Annotated in this window: 21 protein-coding genes and 1 tRNA gene; 9 read left to right on the top strand and 13 right to left on the bottom strand. The window is 64.9% G+C overall.

Translation table 11 applies throughout. The annotated features are described in order from the left end of the window. The first annotated feature begins 1 nt into the window (after position 1). The 7 genes from K9B35_RS05605 to K9B35_RS05635 are packed head-to-tail and all read left to right on the top strand — an operon-like array spanning position 2 to position 6,811. Positions 2–1,735 carry a DUF4153 domain-containing protein gene (locus tag K9B35_RS05605; protein WP_224920825.1) on the top strand — a complete coding sequence of 578 codons (1,734 nt, stop codon included), beginning with the start codon at positions 2–4 and terminating at the stop codon, positions 1,733–1,735. 42 nt (positions 1,736–1,777) lie between these two features. Continuing rightward, positions 1,778–2,065 carry an Asp-tRNA(Asn)/Glu-tRNA(Gln) amidotransferase subunit GatC gene (gene gatC / locus K9B35_RS05610; protein WP_066660166.1) on the top strand — a complete coding sequence of 96 codons (288 nt, stop codon included), beginning with the start codon at positions 1,778–1,780 and terminating at the stop codon, positions 2,063–2,065. Then, on the top strand, positions 2,065–3,549 hold the full coding sequence (gene gatA, locus K9B35_RS05615) for an Asp-tRNA(Asn)/Glu-tRNA(Gln) amidotransferase subunit GatA (RefSeq protein ID WP_224920826.1): 1,485 nt from the start codon (positions 2,065–2,067) through the stop codon (positions 3,547–3,549). Before gatC ends, gatA begins: the two co-directional genes overlap by 1 nt. Continuing rightward, positions 3,546–3,833: a hypothetical protein gene (locus K9B35_RS05620; RefSeq protein WP_224920827.1), complete on the top strand. Its 288-nt coding sequence runs from the start codon at positions 3,546–3,548 to the stop codon at positions 3,831–3,833. Before gatA ends, K9B35_RS05620 begins: the two co-directional genes overlap by 4 nt. Then, on the top strand, positions 3,830–5,284 hold the full coding sequence (gatB, locus tag K9B35_RS05625) for an Asp-tRNA(Asn)/Glu-tRNA(Gln) amidotransferase subunit GatB (RefSeq protein WP_224920828.1): 1,455 nt from the start codon (positions 3,830–3,832) through the stop codon (positions 5,282–5,284). Before K9B35_RS05620 ends, gatB begins: the two co-directional genes overlap by 4 nt. Before the next feature lie 58 nt (positions 5,285–5,342). Continuing rightward, the gene (locus K9B35_RS05630; protein ID WP_224920829.1) at positions 5,343–5,900 is read left to right on the top strand and encodes a hypothetical protein; all 558 of its coding nucleotides are present in this window, start codon (positions 5,343–5,345) and stop codon (positions 5,898–5,900) included. A gap of 47 nt (positions 5,901–5,947) precedes the next feature. After that, the gene (locus K9B35_RS05635; RefSeq protein ID WP_224920830.1) at positions 5,948–6,811 is read left to right on the top strand and encodes a hypothetical protein; all 864 of its coding nucleotides are present in this window, start codon (positions 5,948–5,950) and stop codon (positions 6,809–6,811) included. 30 nt (positions 6,812–6,841) lie between these two features. Here the strand turns inward: K9B35_RS05635 and K9B35_RS05640 are convergent, their stop codons facing one another. The 10 genes from K9B35_RS05640 to K9B35_RS05685 form a co-directional block, all read right to left on the bottom strand. Next, positions 6,842–7,042, bottom strand: coding sequence for a hypothetical protein (locus tag K9B35_RS05640; protein WP_224920831.1), 201 nt, complete (start codon positions 7,040–7,042; stop codon positions 6,842–6,844). A gap of 88 nt (positions 7,043–7,130) precedes the next feature. Further along, positions 7,131–7,796 carry a hypothetical protein gene (locus K9B35_RS05645; RefSeq protein ID WP_224920832.1) on the bottom strand — a complete coding sequence of 222 codons (666 nt, stop codon included), beginning with the start codon at positions 7,794–7,796 and terminating at the stop codon, positions 7,131–7,133. 1 nt (position 7,797) lies between these two features. Then, positions 7,798–8,331, bottom strand: a complete 534-nt coding sequence (locus tag K9B35_RS05650) for a hypothetical protein (protein ID WP_224920833.1) — start codon at positions 8,329–8,331, stop codon at positions 7,798–7,800. A 184-nt stretch (positions 8,332–8,515) separates the two neighbouring features. Continuing rightward, entirely contained in the window at positions 8,516–9,136 is a 621-nt protein-coding gene (locus K9B35_RS05655; RefSeq protein ID WP_224920834.1) for a hypothetical protein, read from the bottom strand. A 512-nt stretch (positions 9,137–9,648) separates the two neighbouring features. Continuing rightward, a tRNA-Lys gene (locus K9B35_RS05660) sits at positions 9,649–9,724 on the bottom strand. A 107-nt stretch (positions 9,725–9,831) separates the two neighbouring features. Continuing rightward, positions 9,832–10,959: a rod shape-determining protein RodA gene (gene rodA / locus K9B35_RS05665; RefSeq protein WP_224920835.1), complete on the bottom strand. Its 1,128-nt coding sequence runs from the start codon at positions 10,957–10,959 to the stop codon at positions 9,832–9,834. After that, positions 10,956–12,986: a penicillin-binding protein 2 gene (gene mrdA, locus K9B35_RS05670; RefSeq protein ID WP_224920836.1), complete on the bottom strand. Its 2,031-nt coding sequence runs from the start codon at positions 12,984–12,986 to the stop codon at positions 10,956–10,958. The genes rodA and mrdA overlap by 4 nt, the downstream gene beginning before the upstream one ends. After that, positions 12,983–13,495, bottom strand: a complete 513-nt coding sequence (gene mreD / locus K9B35_RS05675; RefSeq protein WP_224920837.1) for a rod shape-determining protein MreD — start codon at positions 13,493–13,495, stop codon at positions 12,983–12,985. Before mreD ends, mrdA begins: the two co-directional genes overlap by 4 nt. Further along, a complete protein-coding gene (gene mreC, locus K9B35_RS05680) occupies positions 13,492–14,304 on the bottom strand; it encodes a rod shape-determining protein MreC (RefSeq protein WP_224921112.1) in 813 nt (270 codons plus the stop codon). The genes mreD and mreC overlap by 4 nt, the downstream gene beginning before the upstream one ends. Positions 14,305–14,386: 82 nt before the next feature. Next, positions 14,387–15,430 (bottom strand): rod shape-determining protein, encoded by a 1,044-nt coding sequence (locus tag K9B35_RS05685; protein WP_224920838.1) that lies wholly within the window; start codon positions 15,428–15,430, stop codon positions 14,387–14,389. Positions 15,431–15,574: 144 nt separating this feature from the next. On the opposite strand from K9B35_RS05685, the gene mutL reads away from it, so the two are divergent. Both mutL and K9B35_RS05695 read left to right on the top strand, forming a co-directional pair. Next, positions 15,575–17,377, top strand: coding sequence for a DNA mismatch repair endonuclease MutL (gene mutL / locus K9B35_RS05690; RefSeq protein WP_224920839.1), 1,803 nt, complete (start codon positions 15,575–15,577; stop codon positions 17,375–17,377). A 27-nt stretch (positions 17,378–17,404) separates the two neighbouring features. Beyond that, positions 17,405–17,851 carry a DUF6386 family protein gene (locus tag K9B35_RS05695; RefSeq protein ID WP_224920840.1) on the top strand — a complete coding sequence of 149 codons (447 nt, stop codon included), beginning with the start codon at positions 17,405–17,407 and terminating at the stop codon, positions 17,849–17,851. Positions 17,852–18,127: 276 nt separating this feature from the next. Here the strand turns inward: K9B35_RS05695 and rplI are convergent, their stop codons facing one another. The 3 genes from rplI to rpsF are packed head-to-tail and all read right to left on the bottom strand — an operon-like array spanning position 18,128 to position 19,335. Next, entirely contained in the window at positions 18,128–18,718 is a 591-nt protein-coding gene (gene rplI, locus K9B35_RS05700; RefSeq protein WP_224920841.1) for a 50S ribosomal protein L9, read from the bottom strand. An 11-nt stretch (positions 18,719–18,729) separates the two neighbouring features. Next, on the bottom strand, positions 18,730–18,954 hold the full coding sequence (gene rpsR, locus K9B35_RS05705; protein WP_066575653.1) for a 30S ribosomal protein S18: 225 nt from the start codon (positions 18,952–18,954) through the stop codon (positions 18,730–18,732). 3 nt (positions 18,955–18,957) lie between these two features. Further along, positions 18,958–19,335, bottom strand: a complete 378-nt coding sequence (gene rpsF / locus K9B35_RS05710) for a 30S ribosomal protein S6 (protein ID WP_224921113.1) — start codon at positions 19,333–19,335, stop codon at positions 18,958–18,960. Positions 19,336–19,431: the final 96 nt, after the last annotated feature.

Below are 19,431 nucleotides of genomic sequence, written 5' to 3' on the forward strand. Positions count from 1 at the left end.
GATGAGCGACGCGGTCGAACAACGGGACGAACGCTGGCCGCTGCTACCGCCGATCCTCGCCGCGCTGGGGCTGGCGGCGGGGCTGATCGCGCATTGGATCATCGGCACGGGGTATCAGGCAGAGGTGAGCGCGCTGCGACTCGCGCTGCTGAGCTTTGTCAGTGTGTCGGCGATCCTGTTCGGTTTTGTGGTGATCCGTACCGATCTGATCCGCTCGGCGGTGTTCGCGCTCGGGTGCGGCGCAGTGGCGGCGCTGATTCTCTATTTCAACGGTGCGACATCGGGGTGGAGCGCGACCGAGGGGTGGCGGCTGGTGTGCCTCGCGCTCGCCATCGGGATTGCCGCGCCGCTGTTTCAAGCGGGACGCGAGGGCGGGTTTCGTCCGCTGTCCTATCCTCTGGCGCACGATCACGCCTGGACCAATGCGGTGCTGTGGTGCCTTGCTTGGGCGTTTGTCGGTGTTGTCATTCTGCTGTCTTTCCTGCTCGCCGCGTTGTTCGACCTGATCGGGATCGAGCTGCTGAAGGATCTGCTTCAAAAGGAATGGTTCTGGCGCCCGCTGGTCGGGCTGGCGTTCGGGCTTGGTCTCGCACTGCTGCGTGAACAGCGGCGGATCGTCGGGTTGCTGCAGAATGTTGCGATGCTGGTGCTGGGGGTGCTCGCGCCGGTGCTGGCGGTGGGGCTGGGGCTGTTCCTGCTGGCGTTGCCGTTCACCGGGTTGCAGCCCTTGTGGGAGGCGACGCGGGCGACCACGCCGATCCTGCTGGCGTGCTCGGTCGGGGCGTTGCTGCTGGTCAATGCGGTGATCGGGAATGGCGGGGATGATGCGCCACGTAACCGCGTGCTGCGCTGGGCGGCATTGGTGCTGGCGGTGGCGATCCTGCCGCTGGTGGTGATCGCCCAATTTTCGACCGCGCTGCGCATCGGGCAATATGGCTTCACGCCCGAGCGGTTGTGGGGCCTGACCTTCGTCATCATCGCGAGCGTCGTGGCGGTCGCCTATCTCGTCAGCGTGATCCGCGGGCGTCGGGCTTGGGCGCAGCGGGTGCGGGCGGCCAATCTCTATCTCGCGATGATCGTGTGCGGCGTCGCGCTGTTGCTGGCGACGCCGCTGGTGAGCTTCAACGCGATGTCGACCCGCGATCAGGTTGCGCGGCTGGAGTCGGGAGAGGTGTCACCGGACAAGTTCGACTGGCGCGCCTTGGCGTTTGACTTCGGTGAGCCGGGTCGAAAGGCATTGGAGCGCTTTAAGGCGTCGAAGAACGAGGCGATCCGCAAGGGGGCGACCGAAGCGGCAACCGCCAAATATCGCTGGGACGCGCCGGATGGAACAGAGGCGGTTCGGGAAGAGTCGCTCGACAAGACGCTTCGCATCCTGCCCGCGGGAACGCCGCTGCCGCCGGAGTTGCGCGACGCGATCGCTGAAAGCTGGGAGTGTGGCGAACAACGCTGCACACTTACATTTCTGCCGGGAGGCAAGGAGGCGGTGCTGCTCACCTATGCGCAGCTCAAGCGTCGCGATGGCACGATTGGGCTCTCCGCAGGCCGCGTTGAGCGCTACGCGCTGGTCAGAGGTAAATGGGCCGATCCGGTTGAAACGGAAAATGCTTCGACTGATGCTGCGGTGAAAGCGCGCGTTACTGCCGGGCTGGACGCTGGCGAAATCGAAGTGCGCCCCGTCCAGCGCCGTCAGGTCTTTGTCGGCGGCGTACCCGTCGGCGATCCGTTCGAATAACCCCGCTTGCTGAAACGGGGGCGTCGCTGCTAGGCGCTCCCCATGTCCGTAGAACCCGCCACCGTAAAGAAGGTCGCGAGCCTTGCGCGTATCGCGATCAGCGATGCCGACGCCGAGCGGCTCGCGCCTGAGCTCAACAACATCCTCGGCTGGATCGAGCAGCTGGGCGAAGTCGATACTTCGTCCGTCGAGCCAATGACCGCCGTGATCCCCAACACGCTGCGCCTGCGCGATGACGTCGTGAACGACGGCGACATGCGCGACGCGGTGCTGGCCAATGCGCCGCTCGCCGAGCATGGCTTTTTCACCGTGCCCAAGGTGATCGAATAATGACCGACGTCACCAACCTCGGCGTCGCCGCGCTGCGCGACGGCATCCGCACCGGCGAATTTTCGGCGCGCGAAGTCGCCGACGCGTTCATCGTCAAGGTGAGCGCGGCAAAGCAGCTCAACGCCTTCATCGTCGAAACGCCCGACCATGCGCTCGCCGCCGCGCGTGAGGCCGACGCCGCGCGTGCCGCTGGCGAAACGCTGAAACCCCTGGCCGGCGTGCCGATCGGCATGAAGGACCTGTTCTGCACCAAGGGCGTGCAGACCACCGCCGCCAGCCATATGCTGGAGGGGTTCAAGCCGGTTTACGAGTCGACCGTCTCCCAGAAATTGTGGGACGCGGGCGCGGGGATGCTGGGCAAGCTGAACCTCGACCAGTTCGCGATGGGGTCGTCGAACGAGACCAGCTATTTCGGCAATGTGATCAGCCCGTGGCGGCGCAAGGACGGCGGCAACGCCCCGCTCGCGCCCGGCGGTTCGTCGGGCGGCAGCTCGGCGGCGATCAGCGCGCGGCTCGTGCCCGCGGCGACGGGCACCGACACCGGCGGCTCGATCCGCCAGCCTGCGGCGTTCACCGGCATTTCGGGCATCAAGCCGACCTATGGCCGCTGCTCGCGCTGGGGGGTGGTGGCGTTCGCCTCCTCGCTCGATCAGGCCGGGCCGATGGCGCGCGACGTGCGCGACTGTGCGATCATGCTGGAGGCGATGGCGGGCTTTGACGCCAAGGACGCGACCTCGCTCAAGCTCGACGTGCCGAAGTGGGAGCAGGGGCTGAGCGCCGATCTGCGCGGCAAGAAGGTCGGTATCCCCAGGGAATATCGCGTCGATGGCATGCCGTCCGAGATCGAGGCGCTGTGGCAGCAGGGCATCGACTGGCTGAAGGATGCGGGCGCGGAGATCGTCGAGGTCTCGCTGCCGCATACGAAGTACGCGCTGCCCGCCTATTACATCATCGCCCCGGCGGAGGCGTCGTCCAACCTCGCGCGCTATGACGGCGTGCGCTACGGCCTGCGCGACCTGCCCGATGGGGCGGGGTTGCAGGATATGTACGCCGCGACCCGCGCCGCCGGCTTTGGCCCCGAAGTGCAGCGCCGCATCCTGATCGGCACCTATGTGCTCTCGGCGGGCTTCTACGACGCCTATTACACCCAGGCGCAGAAGGTCCGCACGCTGATCGCGCGCGATTTCGAACGGGCATGGACGCAGTGCGACCTGCTGCTGACCCCGACCGCGCCGAGCGCCGCATTTGCGCTGGGCGAGAAGTCGGCCGATCCGCTGGCGATGTATTTGAACGACGTGTTCACCGTGCCGTCCTCGCTGGCGGGCATCCCCGCGATGTCGGTGCCGGGCGGGCTGGACAAGGACGGGCTGCCGCTCGGCCTGCAGATCATCGGCAAGCCGTTGGACGAGCAGGGCGTGCTCAACGCGAGCCTCGCGATCGAGCAGCGGGCGGGGTTCACGGCGCGGCCGGAGCAGTGGTGGTGAAAGACCCGCTCGGCTTCTTCGATGTCGTCGAGGTGATCCGATCCATACAGAGGGAGAAGGATCAGCGGGTTGCTGGCAAGACCGGATATGTTGCGGGACTTGCCTTTGATAATCCGGGCGACCCGATTTTGGGCTACGGCGTTTGGATGTACGAGGACGAACGGGTCTGGTCGTTTGATCGATCTGATCTCAAGTATCTGGGCTACAAGGACGAAATTGCGGAAGCGGAAAGCAAGAGGCAGAGCCCTTCGATCCGCGTTAGCCCTGATGGGAACGTGTTATGACTGAATACCGCATCAAAGGTGAAACAGGCGAGTGGGAGGTCGTGATCGGCCTGGAGGTCCACGCGCAGGTCACGTCCAACGCCAAGCTGTTCTCCGGCGCGGCGACCGCGTTCGGGGCGGAGCCGAATACGCAGGTCAGCCTTGTCGACGCGGCGATGCCGGGCATGCTGCCGGTGCCGAACATGGAGTGCATCCGTCAGGCGGTGCGCACCGGCATGGCGATCGACGCGCAGATCAACAAATGGTCGCGCTTCGACCGCAAGAACTACTTCTACGCCGATCTGCCGCAGGGCTATCAGATCAGCCAGCTCTATCACCCGATTGTGGGTGAGGGCGAGGTCGAGATCGATATCGACGGCGAGACCAAGACGATCGGCGTCGAGCGCATCCATGTCGAGCAGGATGCCGGCAAGCTGATGCACGACCAGCATCCGCGCCTGTCCTATGTCGACCTGAACCGCAGCGGCGTCGCGCTGATGGAAATCGTGTCGAAGCCCGATATGCGCTCGCCCGCTGAGGCGGGAGCGTATCTCGCCAAGCTGCGCTCGATCCTGCGCTATGTCGGGTCGTGCGACGGCAATATGGATCAGGGGTCGATGCGCGCCGACGTCAACGTCAGCGTGCGCAAGCCCGGCGCCGAGTTCGGCACGCGCACCGAGACCAAGAACGTCAACTCGGTCCGCTTCGTCATGCAGACGGTGGAGATCGAGGCGAAGCGCCAGATCGAGGTGCTGGAGAGCGGCGGCACGATCGTGCAGGAAACGCGCCTGTTCGACCCCGATCGCGGCGAGACGCGGTCGATGCGGTCGAAGGAAGATGCGCATGACTATCGCTACTTCCCGGATCCCGACCTGCTTCCGCTCGAGCTGGACGATGCGTTTCTGGATGCATGCCGCGCGTCGCTGCCGGAACTGCCCGACGCCAAGCGTGCGCGCTACGTCGCGGCGGGCGTGACGCCGTATAATGCAGGCGTGCTGACCGCCGAGGTTGAGACTGCGCGCTATTTCGACGCGCTGCTCGACGCGGGCGCAAAGGGCGCGGCGGCGTCGAACTGGGTGGCGTCGGAGCTTTTCGGCGCGCTCAATAAAATGGGCAAAAGCATCGAGGACTCGCCGGTCAGCGCTGCGCAGGCTGCGGAGCTGCTGGGCCTGGTCGCGGACGACACCATCTCGGGCAGCCTCGCCAAGCAGGTGTTCGAGATCATGCTCGAAACCGGCGACAGCGCGGGCAAGATCGTCGAGGAGCGCGGGCTCAAGCAGACCAGCGACACCGGCGCGATCGAGGCGGTGATCGCCGAGGTGCTGGCCAAGAACCCCGGCCAGCTGGAACAGTATCGCGGCGGCAAGGAAGCGCTGTTCGGCTTCTTCGTCGGCCAGACGATGAAGGCAATGGGCGGCAAGGCAAATCCGGGCGTCGTCAACGACCTGCTCAAGAAGGCGCTGGCGGGCTGATCCTTCGCATTGCGCGCAATCGGTGCGCGCGATATCCATCCCGCAAGGGGAGGGGCGAATGGATCTCAGGATTGCATGCGCGGCGCTGGCGCTGGTTGCGATGGTGCCCTCGGCAGGCGCGCAAACGGCAGCGGGTCCGCCGGATCCCGCGACCGTGACGATCCCGGATCTGTCGGGTGGCCGCGACCCGGCGGTCGTGTCCAACGGATGGAAGTATTTCTACTTCTGGCGCGCCGACACCAGCTATGCCGAGGCCTATGCCGACATCGCTGATTGCTATCGGTACATGCCCGCGCCCAATGCCACCGCGTCGGTCCCACGCTTCGTGCCATGGGAAGAGGCGGCCAGCGTCGCGACGGTCCAACCCTCGGTCATTCAACCCTATGGCATCGTCGGTGCGGTGATCGGTGAGATCATTGCCGGGCCGCTGGTGCGCCGCGCGCATCAGTCCCGGCTGCGCCGCTGCATGGAGCCGCGCGGATACCAGCGCTACCCGCTGCAGGAGCGCCGCTGGGAGGTGCTGACCGACAATTTCTCGCCAGCGTCGATCGCGATGCAGGCGAAGGCGGCATCGGGACCGACGCCCGATGGCGAACCGCTGCCGGAGGATCGCTGATGTTGTCGGCCTTGCTCGCTCTGCTGTCCGCCACAACGCCAGCGGTCATGCAATCGCCCGAGGCGCCCACTCCGATGCTGGTCGAGATCAGCGAAGGACAGCCGGTCACGATCCGGCAGGATCGCGCGTACCTGCTGTTCCGAATTCACCGGCCCAAGGGCGTCCCGTCCTTCGAGCCGATCTTCCTGCGCAAACCGACTTCGACAGAGCTTGACGACTATCGCGCCGCAAAGGCCAAGGCGTTCGAGGAGGCGCGTCCGAAGCTGATCGAAGAGCGGGAAAAGGCGCTGCGCCGCCGCGCGGAGCAGGAAAGTCAGGGGCGCAAGCCAACCGGCCCGGTGCCGCCGGAGCCGACACTCGACACATTCCCCTATTTCTACCCTGCGGTCGCCAATCTGGCGGGCATCCGCCATAATTTCCCGCTGGCCAAGGGTGCGCCCGACAACCTGTATCTGATCGAGGCCGTGCCGGGCGACTATGTGCTGTATGGCACGTCGTGGGGAACGGGGCCGCAGGGTCTGGCAGTGTGCTGGTGTCTCGGTACCGTCGGGTTCAAGGCAAAGGCTGGGGTGGTCAGCGACCTCGGCACGATGTTCTTCGATACCGCAAAGTTCCGTTCGAAAGTCCCCGAGCTGAAGGACGAAACCGGCTTTGGACCGAGCAGCGACACGCCCTGGTTTTTGATCGGCGGCACGGTGCGCCCGGATCGGCGTGACGGAGCGCTGCCGGCGGCATTGGCGGCGATCCCGGTGGCGCCAGCAGACTATGTCGCGGTCGGCAGCTTCGTTGATCTGAACAATGGCGGGATCAATCGGCTCGGCCCGGTGCCCGGCGTGCTGGAATATGCACGGGGCAAGCCGATTGACGTAAAGTCCGCCACCCCGGCGCGCGGGGGCGCGGTGGGGCGCTGAGCGTTCGATCGCGGGCAGCGTTGTGCCGCGTTACTGCGCGGTATCGTCCTGATTCTTGACGACGCCGCCGGTCCCGCCAACCGCACCATCCACGCCGTCTGGCGGGGTGGGATCGCTGATATTTTCGATATCGCGGTTGGTGCCGTCAACGGCGCGCTCAATGTCGCTGCGCTGGTCGTGGTCGGCGTGAGGCGGACTGTCGGGGTGCGGATCGGGGCTACGGTCGGTCATGGCATTTTCCTCTCACCCGAAACAACGCGCCATGTGGCGAGATGCTCCGGGTGATCGGCAGGATCAGTCGCGCCGCACGCGGGCCGCTTTAGCCCTTGGCCTTCGGCTTGGGGCGGGCCGCGATCGCCTTGCGGGCATTCGCCGCATATTCTTCGAAGTTCTTCTGGAAGACCGTGACCAGCTCATCGAGCGCGCCGATCGCATCTTCCCCCTCCTTGGGCGGGAACAGCTTGAGGCCGTTGCCGCCCCACGCCTTGTACTGGAATGCGATCTTCTGGGCCGGATCGAACTCGCGGAACATGAAGAGCGTGTTCAGCGAACGACCATAAATCATCGCCTTCTGGTAGAAGACATCCGCTACGATCAGCTCGCTGTAGCAGGCTGCGGTCGAGTCCGAACGCCGCGTCTTGATCTTGTTCATCGTCTTTCGCTCAAGTGGGGTCTCGTGCTTGACGAGCACGGTGCCGGGCTTGAGCTGGAGCAGCTCGTGGAGGTTCAAGGACTCGAGTGCATCGAGCTGCGACGGGCTGTCGAGCGCACTGGCCAGGCTCGCCTTGTTGCTGGCATCCCGCCCGCTGTGGATTGCCGCATCGAGCAGCCCGCCGCCAAGCAGGCCCGTCGTTACCGAATTCATGCGCTCTGCAGGCCAGATATGGAGTTCGCACGGCGCGGCTTCCTGCGCCATGGCTCCCGTCGACCCGAATAGCGCAGCGCCGAAGGCTGCAAGTGCGACGCGGCTGATGAATGTTTTCATCCTATTCACTCTTCCCTTTGGTGGTCGCTGTGGGTTGTTGTCCGCGCTCCAGATACTGGAAGAACTGGACAACATTGCTTCGCAGCGCCGAAGCAAGTTCGTTGAGCGCGGGATCGTCCGACCGAAGCGGGTCGAGCGAGAAGAGCTCGAGTTTGGTCTGGGTCCACGTCCCGAAGCTATAATGCGGCGCGGCTGCCTCATCGAACTGACGATAGCGGAACAGCGTCTTGAGATTGCGCCCCCGTGTATATTCGCGCGAATAGACAACATCGACCAGGACAAGCTCGGCATAGCAGGGCGCGGTCGACCCGGAATAACGCGTTTTGACGGATCGGATCACCCGGCTTTCAAGCGGTTCGCCATGAACCACGATGCGATAGCTGGACCCGCCAAACAGTTCGGCACGCGGAAGCGCATTGAGGACTTCGGTCTGACGCGCGGTCGAGAGGGGGTCCGGTGCAGCGGATTCGGCAAGTCGAGTCGCTGCCTGCGCGTCGGCAATCTCCGCGATCTGTTTTTGGGTTTGCCGGATCATTTCCGGGATGACCCCAGCCATCCTGTTCGATTCGGATGCGCGTTGGCGGACGCTGGTCATCGCAGATGCGGGCCAGACATGCAGTTCGCACATCGCTTCGTCACGGGTTTCTGCAAGGGCCTGGGTTGATGCGAGCAGCGTCGCACCAGCGGCAAATGCCGGCCAGAACGTCATATCCGGTCGATCAGTGCTTTTTTGCCGGCGACCGTAACGCAGCGGCGAAGGCAGTGATGTTCTTTGAGAAGGCTCGCCTGACTTCGGCGAGCGCGTCTTCCTCTTGCTCGGGCAGGGTTGGTGGGAACTTCACCAGTCGGGTCTGCACCCAGGTTCCAAAGGTGCGGGTCGGTGCGGCGTCGCGTCCGAACTCGCGATATCGGAACAGAACCTTGAGGAACTTGCCGGAAATGAACGCGTCATGCTGAATCATGACATCATCGACGATCAGCTCGGCGTAACAGGGAGCAGGCGACGCCGCGATCCGCGCAGGCGACCGCCGTATGACGCTGCTGGGTAGCGCCTCTGCGTGCATCACCACTCGATAGGTATCGAGCTTCAACAGCGTTTGCAGCTCGGCGGCTTTCAGCAGTTCCGCCTGTTCGCCCGTGTTGATCGCGTCGGCAGGCGTTCGGGGATAGCCGTCGCGTCCGGTAACAGCGCCGTTGACGATCCCGCCGCGAACCCAGCCACTATAGACCGATCCGAGCTTTGACCCCGGCCACACATGGAGCTCGCATGATTCTTGAAGTTGGGGAGTTGGATCGGTGCCATCTTGAACACCGACCACCGCCAATGCAGCGGCAATCACCCCGCTTACACCCATCTTCGCTTCCCCCTTGCCCTGACAGGACGCTAACCCTGCGAACGCGCGAGGGTCAACATCCTATTATCATGACGTTAGGGGCAACGCGGAGGTGGGTGCGTTTGCGGCAAGCGCCTATGCTGACCGCAAACGGCCCACCTTCTATGCGCGCTTATGCCACTGGCTGGACCGGCGTCGAGGGCGGTTCGGTTCCAGGCTGCGGGGCCGGGATGTCGATATCTGGCGGGGGAGGCGTGAATTCGGGCGGCGCGGTCGCGGGTTGGCCGGGCTGGGGCGGCGGAGGTGCCTCGGGCGGGGGGACGGACGGCTGGGCGGGGATCGGGGGCTCGACGGGCATCTTGTGTCTCCTTGCGCTGAGCGAACGCCCGGGCGGCCGCTTTGGTTCACGGACAGGCGGCCGACGCGCAAGGCTGCATAAAGGGGCGCGTGCTGCATCAGCAGCAATCGCTGGCCGTGCCGCAAAGGCGGTGAGCGATCAGATCAACGGCAAGAAGGAATGGTGGACGCACTTGGGCTCGAACCAAGGACCCGCTGATTAAGAGTCAGCTGCTCTACCAACTGAGCTATGCGTCCGTTCCGGGCGGAGGGAAGAGGCTGGAAAGCCGCTTGCCGCGTTCGGGAGTGGCGCGGATAGCGGGGGCTTTTGCGGAATGCAACAGGCTTTTTGCCAAAAATGCGCGTTACCAACGCGCGGTGTTCGCCTGGTGCCGATTTTGGCGGTCGATCGCGAACAGGATGCCGATCGCGAACATCACCGTCATCATCGATGAGCCGCCATGGCTGACCAGCGGGAGCGGGATTCCGGTCACTGGCGCCATGCCCATCACCATCAGCAGATTGATCGCGACGTAGAAGAAGATCATCGCCGCGATCGCCGCGGCCGCCAGTCGCTCGAACTTGCTGTTCGCGCGCGTGGACACCCCTATCGCCCATAGGCACAAGCCGACAAATGCGGCGATCAGCGCAACGCCGCCGACCAGCCCCAATTCCTCCGCGACCAGCGCAAAGACAAAGTCGGTATGGCCTTCGGGCAGATAGTTCAGATGGACTTGGGTACCGTTGCCAAAGCCCTTGCCGAACAGCCCGCCCGATCCGATCGCGATCTTCGACTGGGTGATGTGATAGCCGGCGCCCAGCGGATCCTCTTCGGGGTTGAGGAAGATCAGCACGCGCTTTTGCTGATATTCCTGCATGCCATAGTTGATCATCAGCGGGATCGCGACCGCCGCCGCCATGCCGCCTGCGATGAACAGGCGCAGCGGGACGCCGGCCAGGAACATCATCGCGGCCCCCCCGGCGATGATCATCATCGCAGTGCCGAGGTCCGGCTGAATCAGCACCAGTCCGGCTGGAATCATCGTGATGACGACGGCGGGCCAGATTGCGCCGAACTTGCGCGTCTCACCCGCTGGAAGCATCTCGTAGAACCGGGCGAGCGCGAGGACGAGGGCCAGCTTGGTCAGCTCCGATGGCTGAAGCCGCATGAAACCGAGGTCCAGCCAGCTCTGCGCGCCGCCCGCGACATGGCCGATCAGTTCGGTCAGGATGATCAGGACGATGCAGACGCCGTAGACCGGAAAGGCGAGATGGCGATACCAGTCGACCGGGATACGCGACATCGCGAGGGCGATGGCGAGAAAGACGCAGAAGCGCATGCCATGACTGAGCGCCCAGGGCGTCAGGCTGCCCCCGGCTGCGGAATAGAGCATCGCCGTGCCGAACAGGCCGATCCCGGCAACCAGCAGGAGCGCCCCCCAGGGCAGCCGCAGCACAGGGGCGGGGACGAAGCCGGATCCGATCGTGCTCATTCCGGGGCCTCTGGTGTCGGGGTCGGGCTGGCGGTGGGGGCGGGTGCCAGAGCGGCAGCCGGCGAGGCTGTCGGTGTTGCGGTCGGGGCTGGCGACGGGCCGGGGGTGGCGACCGGCACCGGCGTCTTTGCTTCGCGCTGAGGAAGTCCCTGCGCGGTGCGGAATGCCGTTTCCTTCGCTGCCATGCGCGTACGGATGTCGCCGCCCCAGCCGGCTTCGAGCACGGCAAGCGCGTCGATCGCCTTTTGCCGGTCGAACAGCCAGGTCAGCACGTCCTTCGCCACTGGAGCTGCAGCGCGCGACCCGCCCATGCCATGTTCGATCACGACCGAAGCGGCGTAGCGGGGGTTGTCGACGGGCGCGAAGCAGATGAACAGGCCGTGGTCGCGATACTTCCATTCGCCACCCTGACCGCGGTTGCGGTCCATGATGCGGCGAACCTGCGCGGTGCCGGTCTTGCCGCCCATGCGGATGCCGTCCAGCGGGAGCCGGGATGCGCCGGCGGTGCCGGCACCGTTCACCACTTCATCCATACCGGCGCGGACAATGGCGAGATGCTCTTCGGGAAAATCGAGGCGCAGCGGCGGCTTGGGCGTATCGATGATGAGCGAGGGGAGCAGCGCCCGGCTGGATGCGATACGCGCGGTCGCGACAGCGAGCTGGAACGGGCTGACCAGCACGTAACCCTGTCCGATCGCGGCATTGAGCGTATCTGCCTGGGTCCATTCCTGTTTGTATCGGCGCCTCTTCCACGCTGTATCCGGCATCGTGCCATAACGTTGCGAGGGCAGGGGTAGGTCGAACTCCGCCCCAAAGCCCAGCTTGCGCGCAGAAGCGGCGATCGGATCGATCCCGATCTCCCGCCCGATCGTGTAGAAATAGGTGTTGCAGCTGCGCGCGATCGCGGTGTGCATCGTCATTGGCCCGTGCCGGCCGAGACAGCCGAACCGGCGATTGCCGAGCTGATAGCCGCCGTTGCAATAGACAACGCGCTTTGGGTCCACCCCCGCGCCCAGAATCGCGAGCGCGGTTGCGGGTTTGAACGTCGAGCCGGGGGGATATAGCCCCTGAAGCGTCTTGTTCATCAGCGGGAGATGGTCGTCTTCCGACAGCATCTTCCACTCGGTGCGGCTGATCCCGTCCGAAAACGCATTGGGATCGTAGGACGGCATCGATACCATCGCGAGGATGTCGCCGTTGGTGATATCAATCACCGTCACCGATCCGGATTCGTTGCCCAGGCGGCGCGCGGTAAACTCCTGAAGCCCGGCATCGATCGTGAGGCGAACATTCTGTCCCGGTTCGTCAGGCCTTGTCGCAAGTTCGCGCACAAGCTTCCCGCGCGCGGTCACTTCGGAGCGCTTGGCACCGGGCGTGCCGCGCAGGCGACCCTCAAGCGTCTTTTCGAGACCGTCCTTGCCGATCTTGAAGCCCGGGGTGAGGAGCAGGGGATCCTTGGTTTCCTTGAACTGCTCCGAGGTCGCGGTGCCGACATAACCGATGAGATGACCGATAGCGGCGCCCGCCGGGTAGTTGCGGGCAAAGCCGCGCGCGGGGGCTACGCCGGGCAGGTCGGGAAGTCGGACATTGACCGCGGCGTAGCGCTCGTAATCGAGATTTTCGGCGACCTGCACGGGCCTGAATCCGGCGGCGCCCTTCAGATCCTCCTGGATCTGCGCGACGTCTTCGGGGGTGAGTGCGAGAATATCGCGCAGTGTCGCCAGCACCGTTTCCTTGTTCTCGAGCCGGTCGGGGATGATATCGACGCGGAAATCGGTGCGATTGTTGGCGATCGGCACGCCGCGCCGGTCGACGATCCAGCCGCGGCGCGGGGGCGTCAGCGTCAGATTGACCCGGTTGCTCTCCGACAGCAGCTTGTACTTGTCATTCTCATAGACCGACAGCCAGGTCATGCGCCCGGCCAGCACCAGTCCCAGGGTCGCCTGAATACCGCCAAGCAGCATGGCGCGGCGCGAGAAGCTGTAGCTCTGCTGCGCGTCGGAAATCATGCGCACCGGGCCGCTCATTGCCATTTCTTTCGGCGATCGAGACGCGATACGAGGCGCGCCAGGACAGGGAACAGCGCGATCGAGATCAGGATCTGGATCAGCAGCACCGTATCGACATGCGCGTCGAGCCGCGTCGCGACCAGCCGCCCGCCGATCAGGCAAAAGCCGATTGCGCCCGCAGCCAGCAGCCAGTCCTGAAGAAAGTCACGCCACACGATCCGCGTGTCTAGCACATCGATGGCGATAAACGACACGGTCCAGAAGAACATCGCGTTGCCGAGCGGCTGGCCGCTGACCATGTCGTCGACAAAGCCGAGCAGCAGCGGCGCCCACGGCTTGAGCAGATCGGGGCGGTGGAGCCTCCACGCGAGCAGCATCATCAGCCCGAACGGCGGCAGCAGCGGCACGGTCGCCTTGAGCGGGATCAGGGTGATCAACGAGCCGATGACGATCGATAGCGGGGCCAGCCAGCGCGCACGCGATGACAGGGTGGGCTGGCCAAGGCCCGCGAAGGGAGTGCCGGTCACCGGGGGGCTGCTTCCCGTGCGCGCACATCGGACGCTTCGGGGAAAAAGGCGCGCTGAACCAATGCATAGTCGAGCATGTCGGGGCTGGCGGTCGCCCTCGCCTTGATGGTGTCGCGCCCGCGTTCGAGCGCCACTGCGACCGCGATATTCGGCGGGAACAGGCCGCCAGTGCCCGAGGTGACGAAGGTGTCGCCGGGTTCGAACAGCACCTGCGCTTCACCGGCCGAGCGGATTTCGATCTGCCCGTCGCCACGCCCGGCGGCGATCGCGGGCAGACCGTCGCGAATGCGCCGGACGGGTACGACACTTTCGGGATCGAGCACGAGCAAGATGCGCGCAGTGTTGGGGCTCACTTCGACCACGCGGCCGATCAGCCCGTCGGGACCACGCACGGGCTGGCCTGCGCGGACGCCCTGCCAGCTGCCGGCGTTCAGGGTCGCGAAGCGCCGGGTGCTGGAGCCGCTGGCATAGACGATGCGCGCTGCCACCACCGGGTCGGCAACGCGGTCGCGCAACTTCACCAGCGCGCGCAGGCGGCGGTTGTCGCGGGTGACGACGCGGGCATGCTCGATCAGCGTCTTGTTCGCTTCGAGCTCGGCCTTTAGCCGCGCATTTTCCTCACGCACGCCCCAGAAGCTGCCGATCCCGGACGGAATTCCCGAGAGGCCCCGGCGCATCCCGTCCGCGCCAGAGGCGATCGGCGTGACCAGTTCGGAGAATGCGCCGCGCACCACCGCATAGGCGGGCGGATTGAGGGTCGACAGCAACAGCAAGGCGACCGCGATCAGCGCACCGCCGACCGCGACCACATAACCCAAGAACAGTCCGTATTGCGCCCGTCGCGAAAAGCCGGAGCGCCGATTATGTGGCGGCGCCATAGCCCCCGTTTCCTCAGACCTGAATCAGAACACCACGAAACACAGGATCTTCTAGCGCACGTCCAGTGCCCAGCGCCACACAGGTCAGCGGGTCTTCGGCGACGGTAACGGGCAAACCCGTCTCATCGCGAAGCACTTCGTCGATGCCCTCGAGCAGCGCGCCGCCGCCGGTCAGGACGATGCCCTGGTCGACGATGTCCGCCGCCAGCTCGGGCGCCGTGTTTTCGAGTGCGATGCGCACGCCCTCAACGATCGTGCCGACCGGCTCGCTCAGCGCCTCGGCGATCTGGCCCTGGTTGATCTGGATTTCCTTGGGAACGCCGTTGACCAGGTCGCGACCCTTGATGTGGATGGTCAGGCCGATGCCGTCCGCAGGCGGCTTGGCAACGCCGACTTCCTGCTTGATCCGCTCCGCCGTCGCTTCGCCGATCAGCAGGTTATGGTTGCGGCGGACATAGGAGACGATCGCCTCGTCCATCTTGTCGCCGCCGACGCGGACCGAGGTCGAATAGGCAAGACCGCGCAGCGACAGCACGGCGACTTCGGTGGTGCCGCCGCCGATGTCGACGACCATCGACCCGATCGGTTCGGTCACCGGCATATCGGCGCCGATCGCGGCGGCCATCGGCTCTTCGATCAGGAAGACCTGTGACGCGCCGGCGTTGGACGCGGCATCGCGGATCGCGCGGCGCTCGACGCTGGTCGAACCGGACGGCACGCAGATCACGATCTGGGGCCAGCGCATGAACTTGCGGCCGCCATGCACCTTGCGGATGAAGTGCTTGATCATCTCTTCGGCGACATCGATGTCGGCGATCACGCCATCGCGCAGCGGGCGAATCGCCTCGATGCTGCCGGGCGTCTTGCCCATCATCAGCTTGGCGTCGTCGCCGACAGCCTTGACCCGCTTAATCCCGTTGATGGTTTCGACCGCTACGACTGACGGCTCATTTAGCACGACCCCGCGGCCGCGCAAATAGACGACCGTGTTCGCGGTCCCCAGATCGATCGCAAGGTCGTGGGACATGAATTTGAAAAAGCGGGAAAAAAACGCCATCTATGGTTCCGTCCTTCGCGCTTGACGGGCGGCGCGATACGCATTTGGGTTAGCATTGACCCATCCGGAGCAGGTCAGCTCAGGAATGGGAATTCTGGAGGATACGGCTCGCAGGATGGCGTCGCTTGGGCTACACCAACCTGCATGTCAATACGCCGCTTGCCGGAGCATCTTGTCAACCGGATTGCAGCGGGTGAGGTGGTGGAACGCCCTGCCAGCGCGCTCAAGGAACTCGTGGAAAACGCTGTCGATTCGGGTGCGGCCCGGATCACCGTCCGGCTGGGCGGCGGCGGGATCGAACTGATCGAGGTTACCGACGACGGATGCGGGATGACTCCCGCCGAAATGGCGCTGGCGCTGGAGCGGCATGCGACGTCGAAACTGCCCGACGACGCGATCGATGCCGTCACGACATTGGGCTTTCGCGGCGAGGCGTTGCCGTCGATTGCCAGCGTGTCGCGCTTCACCGTCGAGAGCCGCCCGCGCGGCGCGGATGGCTGGTCGCGGACGGTGGACAATGGCGAATTGGTGGCGGAGGGGCCTGCCGCACTGCCCCCCGGCACGCGCGTTCGGGTCGAAGGGCTGTTCGAGAAAGTACCCGCGCGGCGCAAATTTCTGCGCTCGACCCGGTCGGAATATGCCGCGTGCCTAGATGTGGTGAAGCGGCTGGCGATGGCGCGGCCCGAGATTGGCTTTTCGGTCGAGCATGACGGGCGAAGGGTGCTCAGCGTTCAGGAGGGGATGGACCGGATCGCGCGCGTCGCCGCGCTGACCGACCGAGATCTGGCCGCCAACAGCGTGGGGATCGATTTCGAGCGCGAGGGGATCGTGCTTGGCGGCGTCGCAGGGCTGCCGACGTTCAACCGCGGCGTGGCGGATCACCAATATCTGTTCGTGAACGGAAGGCCCGTGAAGGATCGGCTGCTGACCGGCGCGGTGCGCGGCGCCTATGCCGAGATGCTGGCGCGCGATCGGCACCCGGTGGTGGCGCTGTTCCTCGACGTGCCGCCCGATCAGGTCGATGTGAACGTCCACCCGGCCAAGACCGAGGTGCGGTTTCGCGATCCGCAGCTGGCGCGCGGGCTGATCGTCAGCGGGTTGCGGCGGGCGCTGGACGGGGCAGGGCATCGCAGCGTGCAGCGGCCCGATGCGGCGGTGATGGGGTTGTGGACTTCTGAGGTAGACCGTCACCCCCGCGAAAGCGGGGGCCCATCTCCCGCGCCCGCCTCACTGCTTGACGAGCAAAGGAGCTGGGCCCCCGCTTTCGCGGGGGTGACGGGTGGTGTTCACGACCGCCGCGCCAGCTTCATCGCACCCCCGCAAGCCCGCGCCGAACTCGCCGCCGAGCCGGTTCCGGCGGCGATCAGCTACCCGCTCGGCGTCGCGCGGGGGCAGGTGGCGCGCACCTATATCGTCGCGGAGGCGGAGGATGGGCTGGTGCTGGTCGACCAGCATGCCGCGCACGAACGCCTCGTGCTTGAACGCATGCGCCGCGCGGTGAGCAGTGGCGGGGTGGCAAGCCAGGCCTTGCTGCTGCCCGAGGTGGTCGAACTGGACGAACCGGCGTGCGACCGGCTGGAGGCGCGGGCGGGCGAGCTGGCCGAGTTCGGGCTGGAGCTCGAACGCTTTGGTCCGCGCGCGATACTGGTCCGCGCGACCCCGGCGCTGCTGGGCAAGGGCGATGTCATCGGGCTGGTCACCGACATCGCCGACGAACTGGCGGCGTTCGATTCTGCGCTCAGCCTCAAGGAAAAGCTCGACCATGTCGCCGCGACGATGGCGTGCCACGGATCGGTGCGCGCGGGCCGGGTGCTCTCGGTCGCGGAAATGAACGCACTGCTCCGCGAGATGGAAGTGACGCCGCACTCCGGGCAGTGCAACCATGGCCGCCCGACTTGGGTGAAGCTGGCGCATGGCGATATCGAGAAGCTGTTCGGGCGGAAGTGAGTGCTCGGTGAATGTAGTGGAGGTTCAATGCAGGGGCCAAGTCACCCGACCACGGTTGTCACCGACACGGCGACTATTTGCGTGTTCGATCTCGGGGCTATGACGCATCGAATTCACGATGTCGGTGATTGGTGGTCCATCCCGGCGGATAGAGAGGCCGAGATCAAGTGCGGAAACGCACTGTTCCTGAATGTCGGTGACGATGGTGTTTACCAAGTCCACGTTACCGGGGTCATCGATCCAAATACGCCGGGCTATTGCCTAGCGGCACCATCAGGCCGAGTTTTCATCGGCCCAGGTGAGGAAATGTCCGGCGCTGGCTTCGAGCCGACTGGGGAGTGGGGCGGCTTTTTCGTGCAGGTAGAAAAGCAGCACCAGAAGGTCACTGTGGGTCGCGAGGGGGACAGGATTACGATCAACCTTCAAGGCATCGAACCGTTTGAAAACGGCGCAATGGAGTCGGTACGCATCTGATAGCTGTTCGGGAGGAGATGATCGGGGCGTCTGACCGCGACCAATGCAACCTTCCCCGCCACTACGCATTGTTAACCCTGAACGACGCTTCAGGTAGATAGCAGATGGGTAAGTTGATGTCGGTGGCGCTGGCCGCCATTCCGCTCGTTGCGGTGTTGGGCGCGATGGTCGTCGCGCCGTAATTTCAAAGGTTTCGCTCCCAAGCGAAAAAAAGAGGCCGCCCGGTCGTGTTACCGGGCGGCCTTCTCTTTGTCTGAGCCGGAAGTGGCGAGGGGGTTAGCCCTCGGCCTGCTCCTCGGTCGCCTCGACGGCGATTTCGCCGGGTTCGGCGTTCGGGTCATAAGCTTCAACGAAGCCGGCTTCGTCCTTTTCGAACATCGCCTCCATCACGTCGACGCCCTGTGCCTGCATCTCGGCCTCTTCAGGCGAACGGGCGACGTTGACCTTGACGGTCACGCCAACCTCGGCGTGCAGCGAGACCTTCACTTCGTACAGGCCGATCGCCTTGATCGGCTTGTCGAGGACGACCTGCGCCTTGGTGACCTTGTGGCCATCGGCGTTGAGCGAATCGATGATGTCGCGCACCGCGACCGAGCCGTAAAGCTGGCCGGTGTTCGACGCCTGGCGGATCAGGGTGACCGAAACGCCTTCAAGCGTCTTCGATTCCTTCTCGGCCTCGGTGCGCTTGGCGGCGTTCTCGGCGACGATGCGCTCGCGATTCGCCTCAAACACCTTGCGGTTGGCTTCGTTGGCGCGCAGCGCCTTCTTGTTCGGGAGCAGGAAGTTGCGGGCGAACCCGTCCTTCACCGTCACCACGTCGCCGATATGGCCGAGCTTCTCGACCCGCTCGAGCAGAATGATTTGCATGGGTCCGCTCCTTACTTAACGATGAAGGGCAGCAGGCCCAGATGGCGTGCACGCTTGATGGCGATTGCCAGCTCGCGCTGCTTCTTCGCGCTCACCGAGGTGATGCGCGAGGGGACGATCTTGCCACGCTCGGAAACGAAGCCCTGCAGCAGCCGGACGTCCTTATAGTCGATCCGGGGCGCGTCCTTCGCGGAGAAGGGGCAGCTCTTGCGGCGGCGGAAAAAGGGTCGTGCCATGTCTTATTCTCCCCGGCCTTCGTCGCCATCACGGTCGCGACGACCGCGGCGCTCGCGGTCACCCTTGCGCATCATCACGGTCGGACCTTCTTCATGGCCATCCACGCGGACGGTCATGTAGCGGATCACGTCTTCGTTGATCTGCGTCTGGCGCTCGAGCTCGGCGACGACACCCGCGGGGGCATCGATTTCGAGCATCACGTAGTGCGCCTTGCGGTTCTTCGCGATCTTGTAGGCAAGCGAACGAAGACCCCAGGTCTCGGTCTTGACGACCTTGCCCTGATTATCCTCGACGATCTTGGTGGCGTTTTCCGCCAGTGCGTCCACTTGCGCCTGTGCCAGATCCTGGCGCGCAAGGAACACATGCTCGTACAGAGCCATGCGTTTCTTCTCACTGTTGGCCGATCGCTGACGCCGCCCCATGCGGTCGCCCCTCCGGCTGTCGTTCCGAAATACGAAAAGCGGCAAGCCGAAGCC

This window comes from Sphingomonas sp. R647, from assembly GCF_020177055.1.
Lineage (GTDB): Bacteria > Pseudomonadota > Alphaproteobacteria > Sphingomonadales > Sphingomonadaceae > Sphingomonas.

Excerpts from the sequence above, each read along its gene's own strand:
- K9B35_RS05685 (WP_224920838.1), bottom strand. The coding sequence starts at position 15,430 with ATGGCGTTTTTTTCCCGCTTTTTCAAATTCATGTCCCACGACCTTGCG.
- gatA (WP_224920826.1), top strand. The coding sequence starts at position 2,065 with ATGACCGACGTCACCAACCTCGGCGTCGCCGCGCTGCGCGACGGCATC.
- gatC (WP_066660166.1), top strand. The coding sequence starts at position 1,778 with ATGTCCGTAGAACCCGCCACCGTAAAGAAGGTCGCGAGCCTTGCGCGT.
- rpsR (WP_066575653.1), bottom strand. The coding sequence starts at position 18,954 with ATGGCACGACCCTTTTTCCGCCGCCGCAAGAGCTGCCCCTTCTCCGCG.
- rpsF (WP_224921113.1), bottom strand. The coding sequence starts at position 19,335 with ATGGCTCTGTACGAGCATGTGTTCCTTGCGCGCCAGGATCTGGCACAG.
- K9B35_RS05635 (WP_224920830.1), top strand. The coding sequence starts at position 5,948 with ATGCAATCGCCCGAGGCGCCCACTCCGATGCTGGTCGAGATCAGCGAA.
- K9B35_RS05630 (WP_224920829.1), top strand. The coding sequence starts at position 5,343 with ATGGATCTCAGGATTGCATGCGCGGCGCTGGCGCTGGTTGCGATGGTG.
- K9B35_RS05650 (WP_224920833.1), bottom strand. The coding sequence starts at position 8,331 with ATGATCCGGCAAACCCAAAAACAGATCGCGGAGATTGCCGACGCGCAG.
- mrdA (WP_224920836.1), bottom strand. The coding sequence starts at position 12,986 with ATGAGCGGCCCGGTGCGCATGATTTCCGACGCGCAGCAGAGCTACAGC.
- rodA (WP_224920835.1), bottom strand. The coding sequence starts at position 10,959 with ATGAGCACGATCGGATCCGGCTTCGTCCCCGCCCCTGTGCTGCGGCTG.
- K9B35_RS05695 (WP_224920840.1), top strand. The coding sequence starts at position 17,405 with ATGCAGGGGCCAAGTCACCCGACCACGGTTGTCACCGACACGGCGACT.
- K9B35_RS05640 (WP_224920831.1), bottom strand. The coding sequence starts at position 7,042 with ATGACCGACCGTAGCCCCGATCCGCACCCCGACAGTCCGCCTCACGCC.
- rplI (WP_224920841.1), bottom strand. The coding sequence starts at position 18,718 with ATGCAAATCATTCTGCTCGAGCGGGTCGAGAAGCTCGGCCATATCGGC.
- K9B35_RS05605 (WP_224920825.1), top strand. The coding sequence starts at position 2 with ATGAGCGACGCGGTCGAACAACGGGACGAACGCTGGCCGCTGCTACCG.
- mutL (WP_224920839.1), top strand. The coding sequence starts at position 15,575 with ATGTCAATACGCCGCTTGCCGGAGCATCTTGTCAACCGGATTGCAGCG.
- K9B35_RS05645 (WP_224920832.1), bottom strand. The coding sequence starts at position 7,796 with ATGAAAACATTCATCAGCCGCGTCGCACTTGCAGCCTTCGGCGCTGCG.
- gatB (WP_224920828.1), top strand. The coding sequence starts at position 3,830 with ATGACTGAATACCGCATCAAAGGTGAAACAGGCGAGTGGGAGGTCGTG.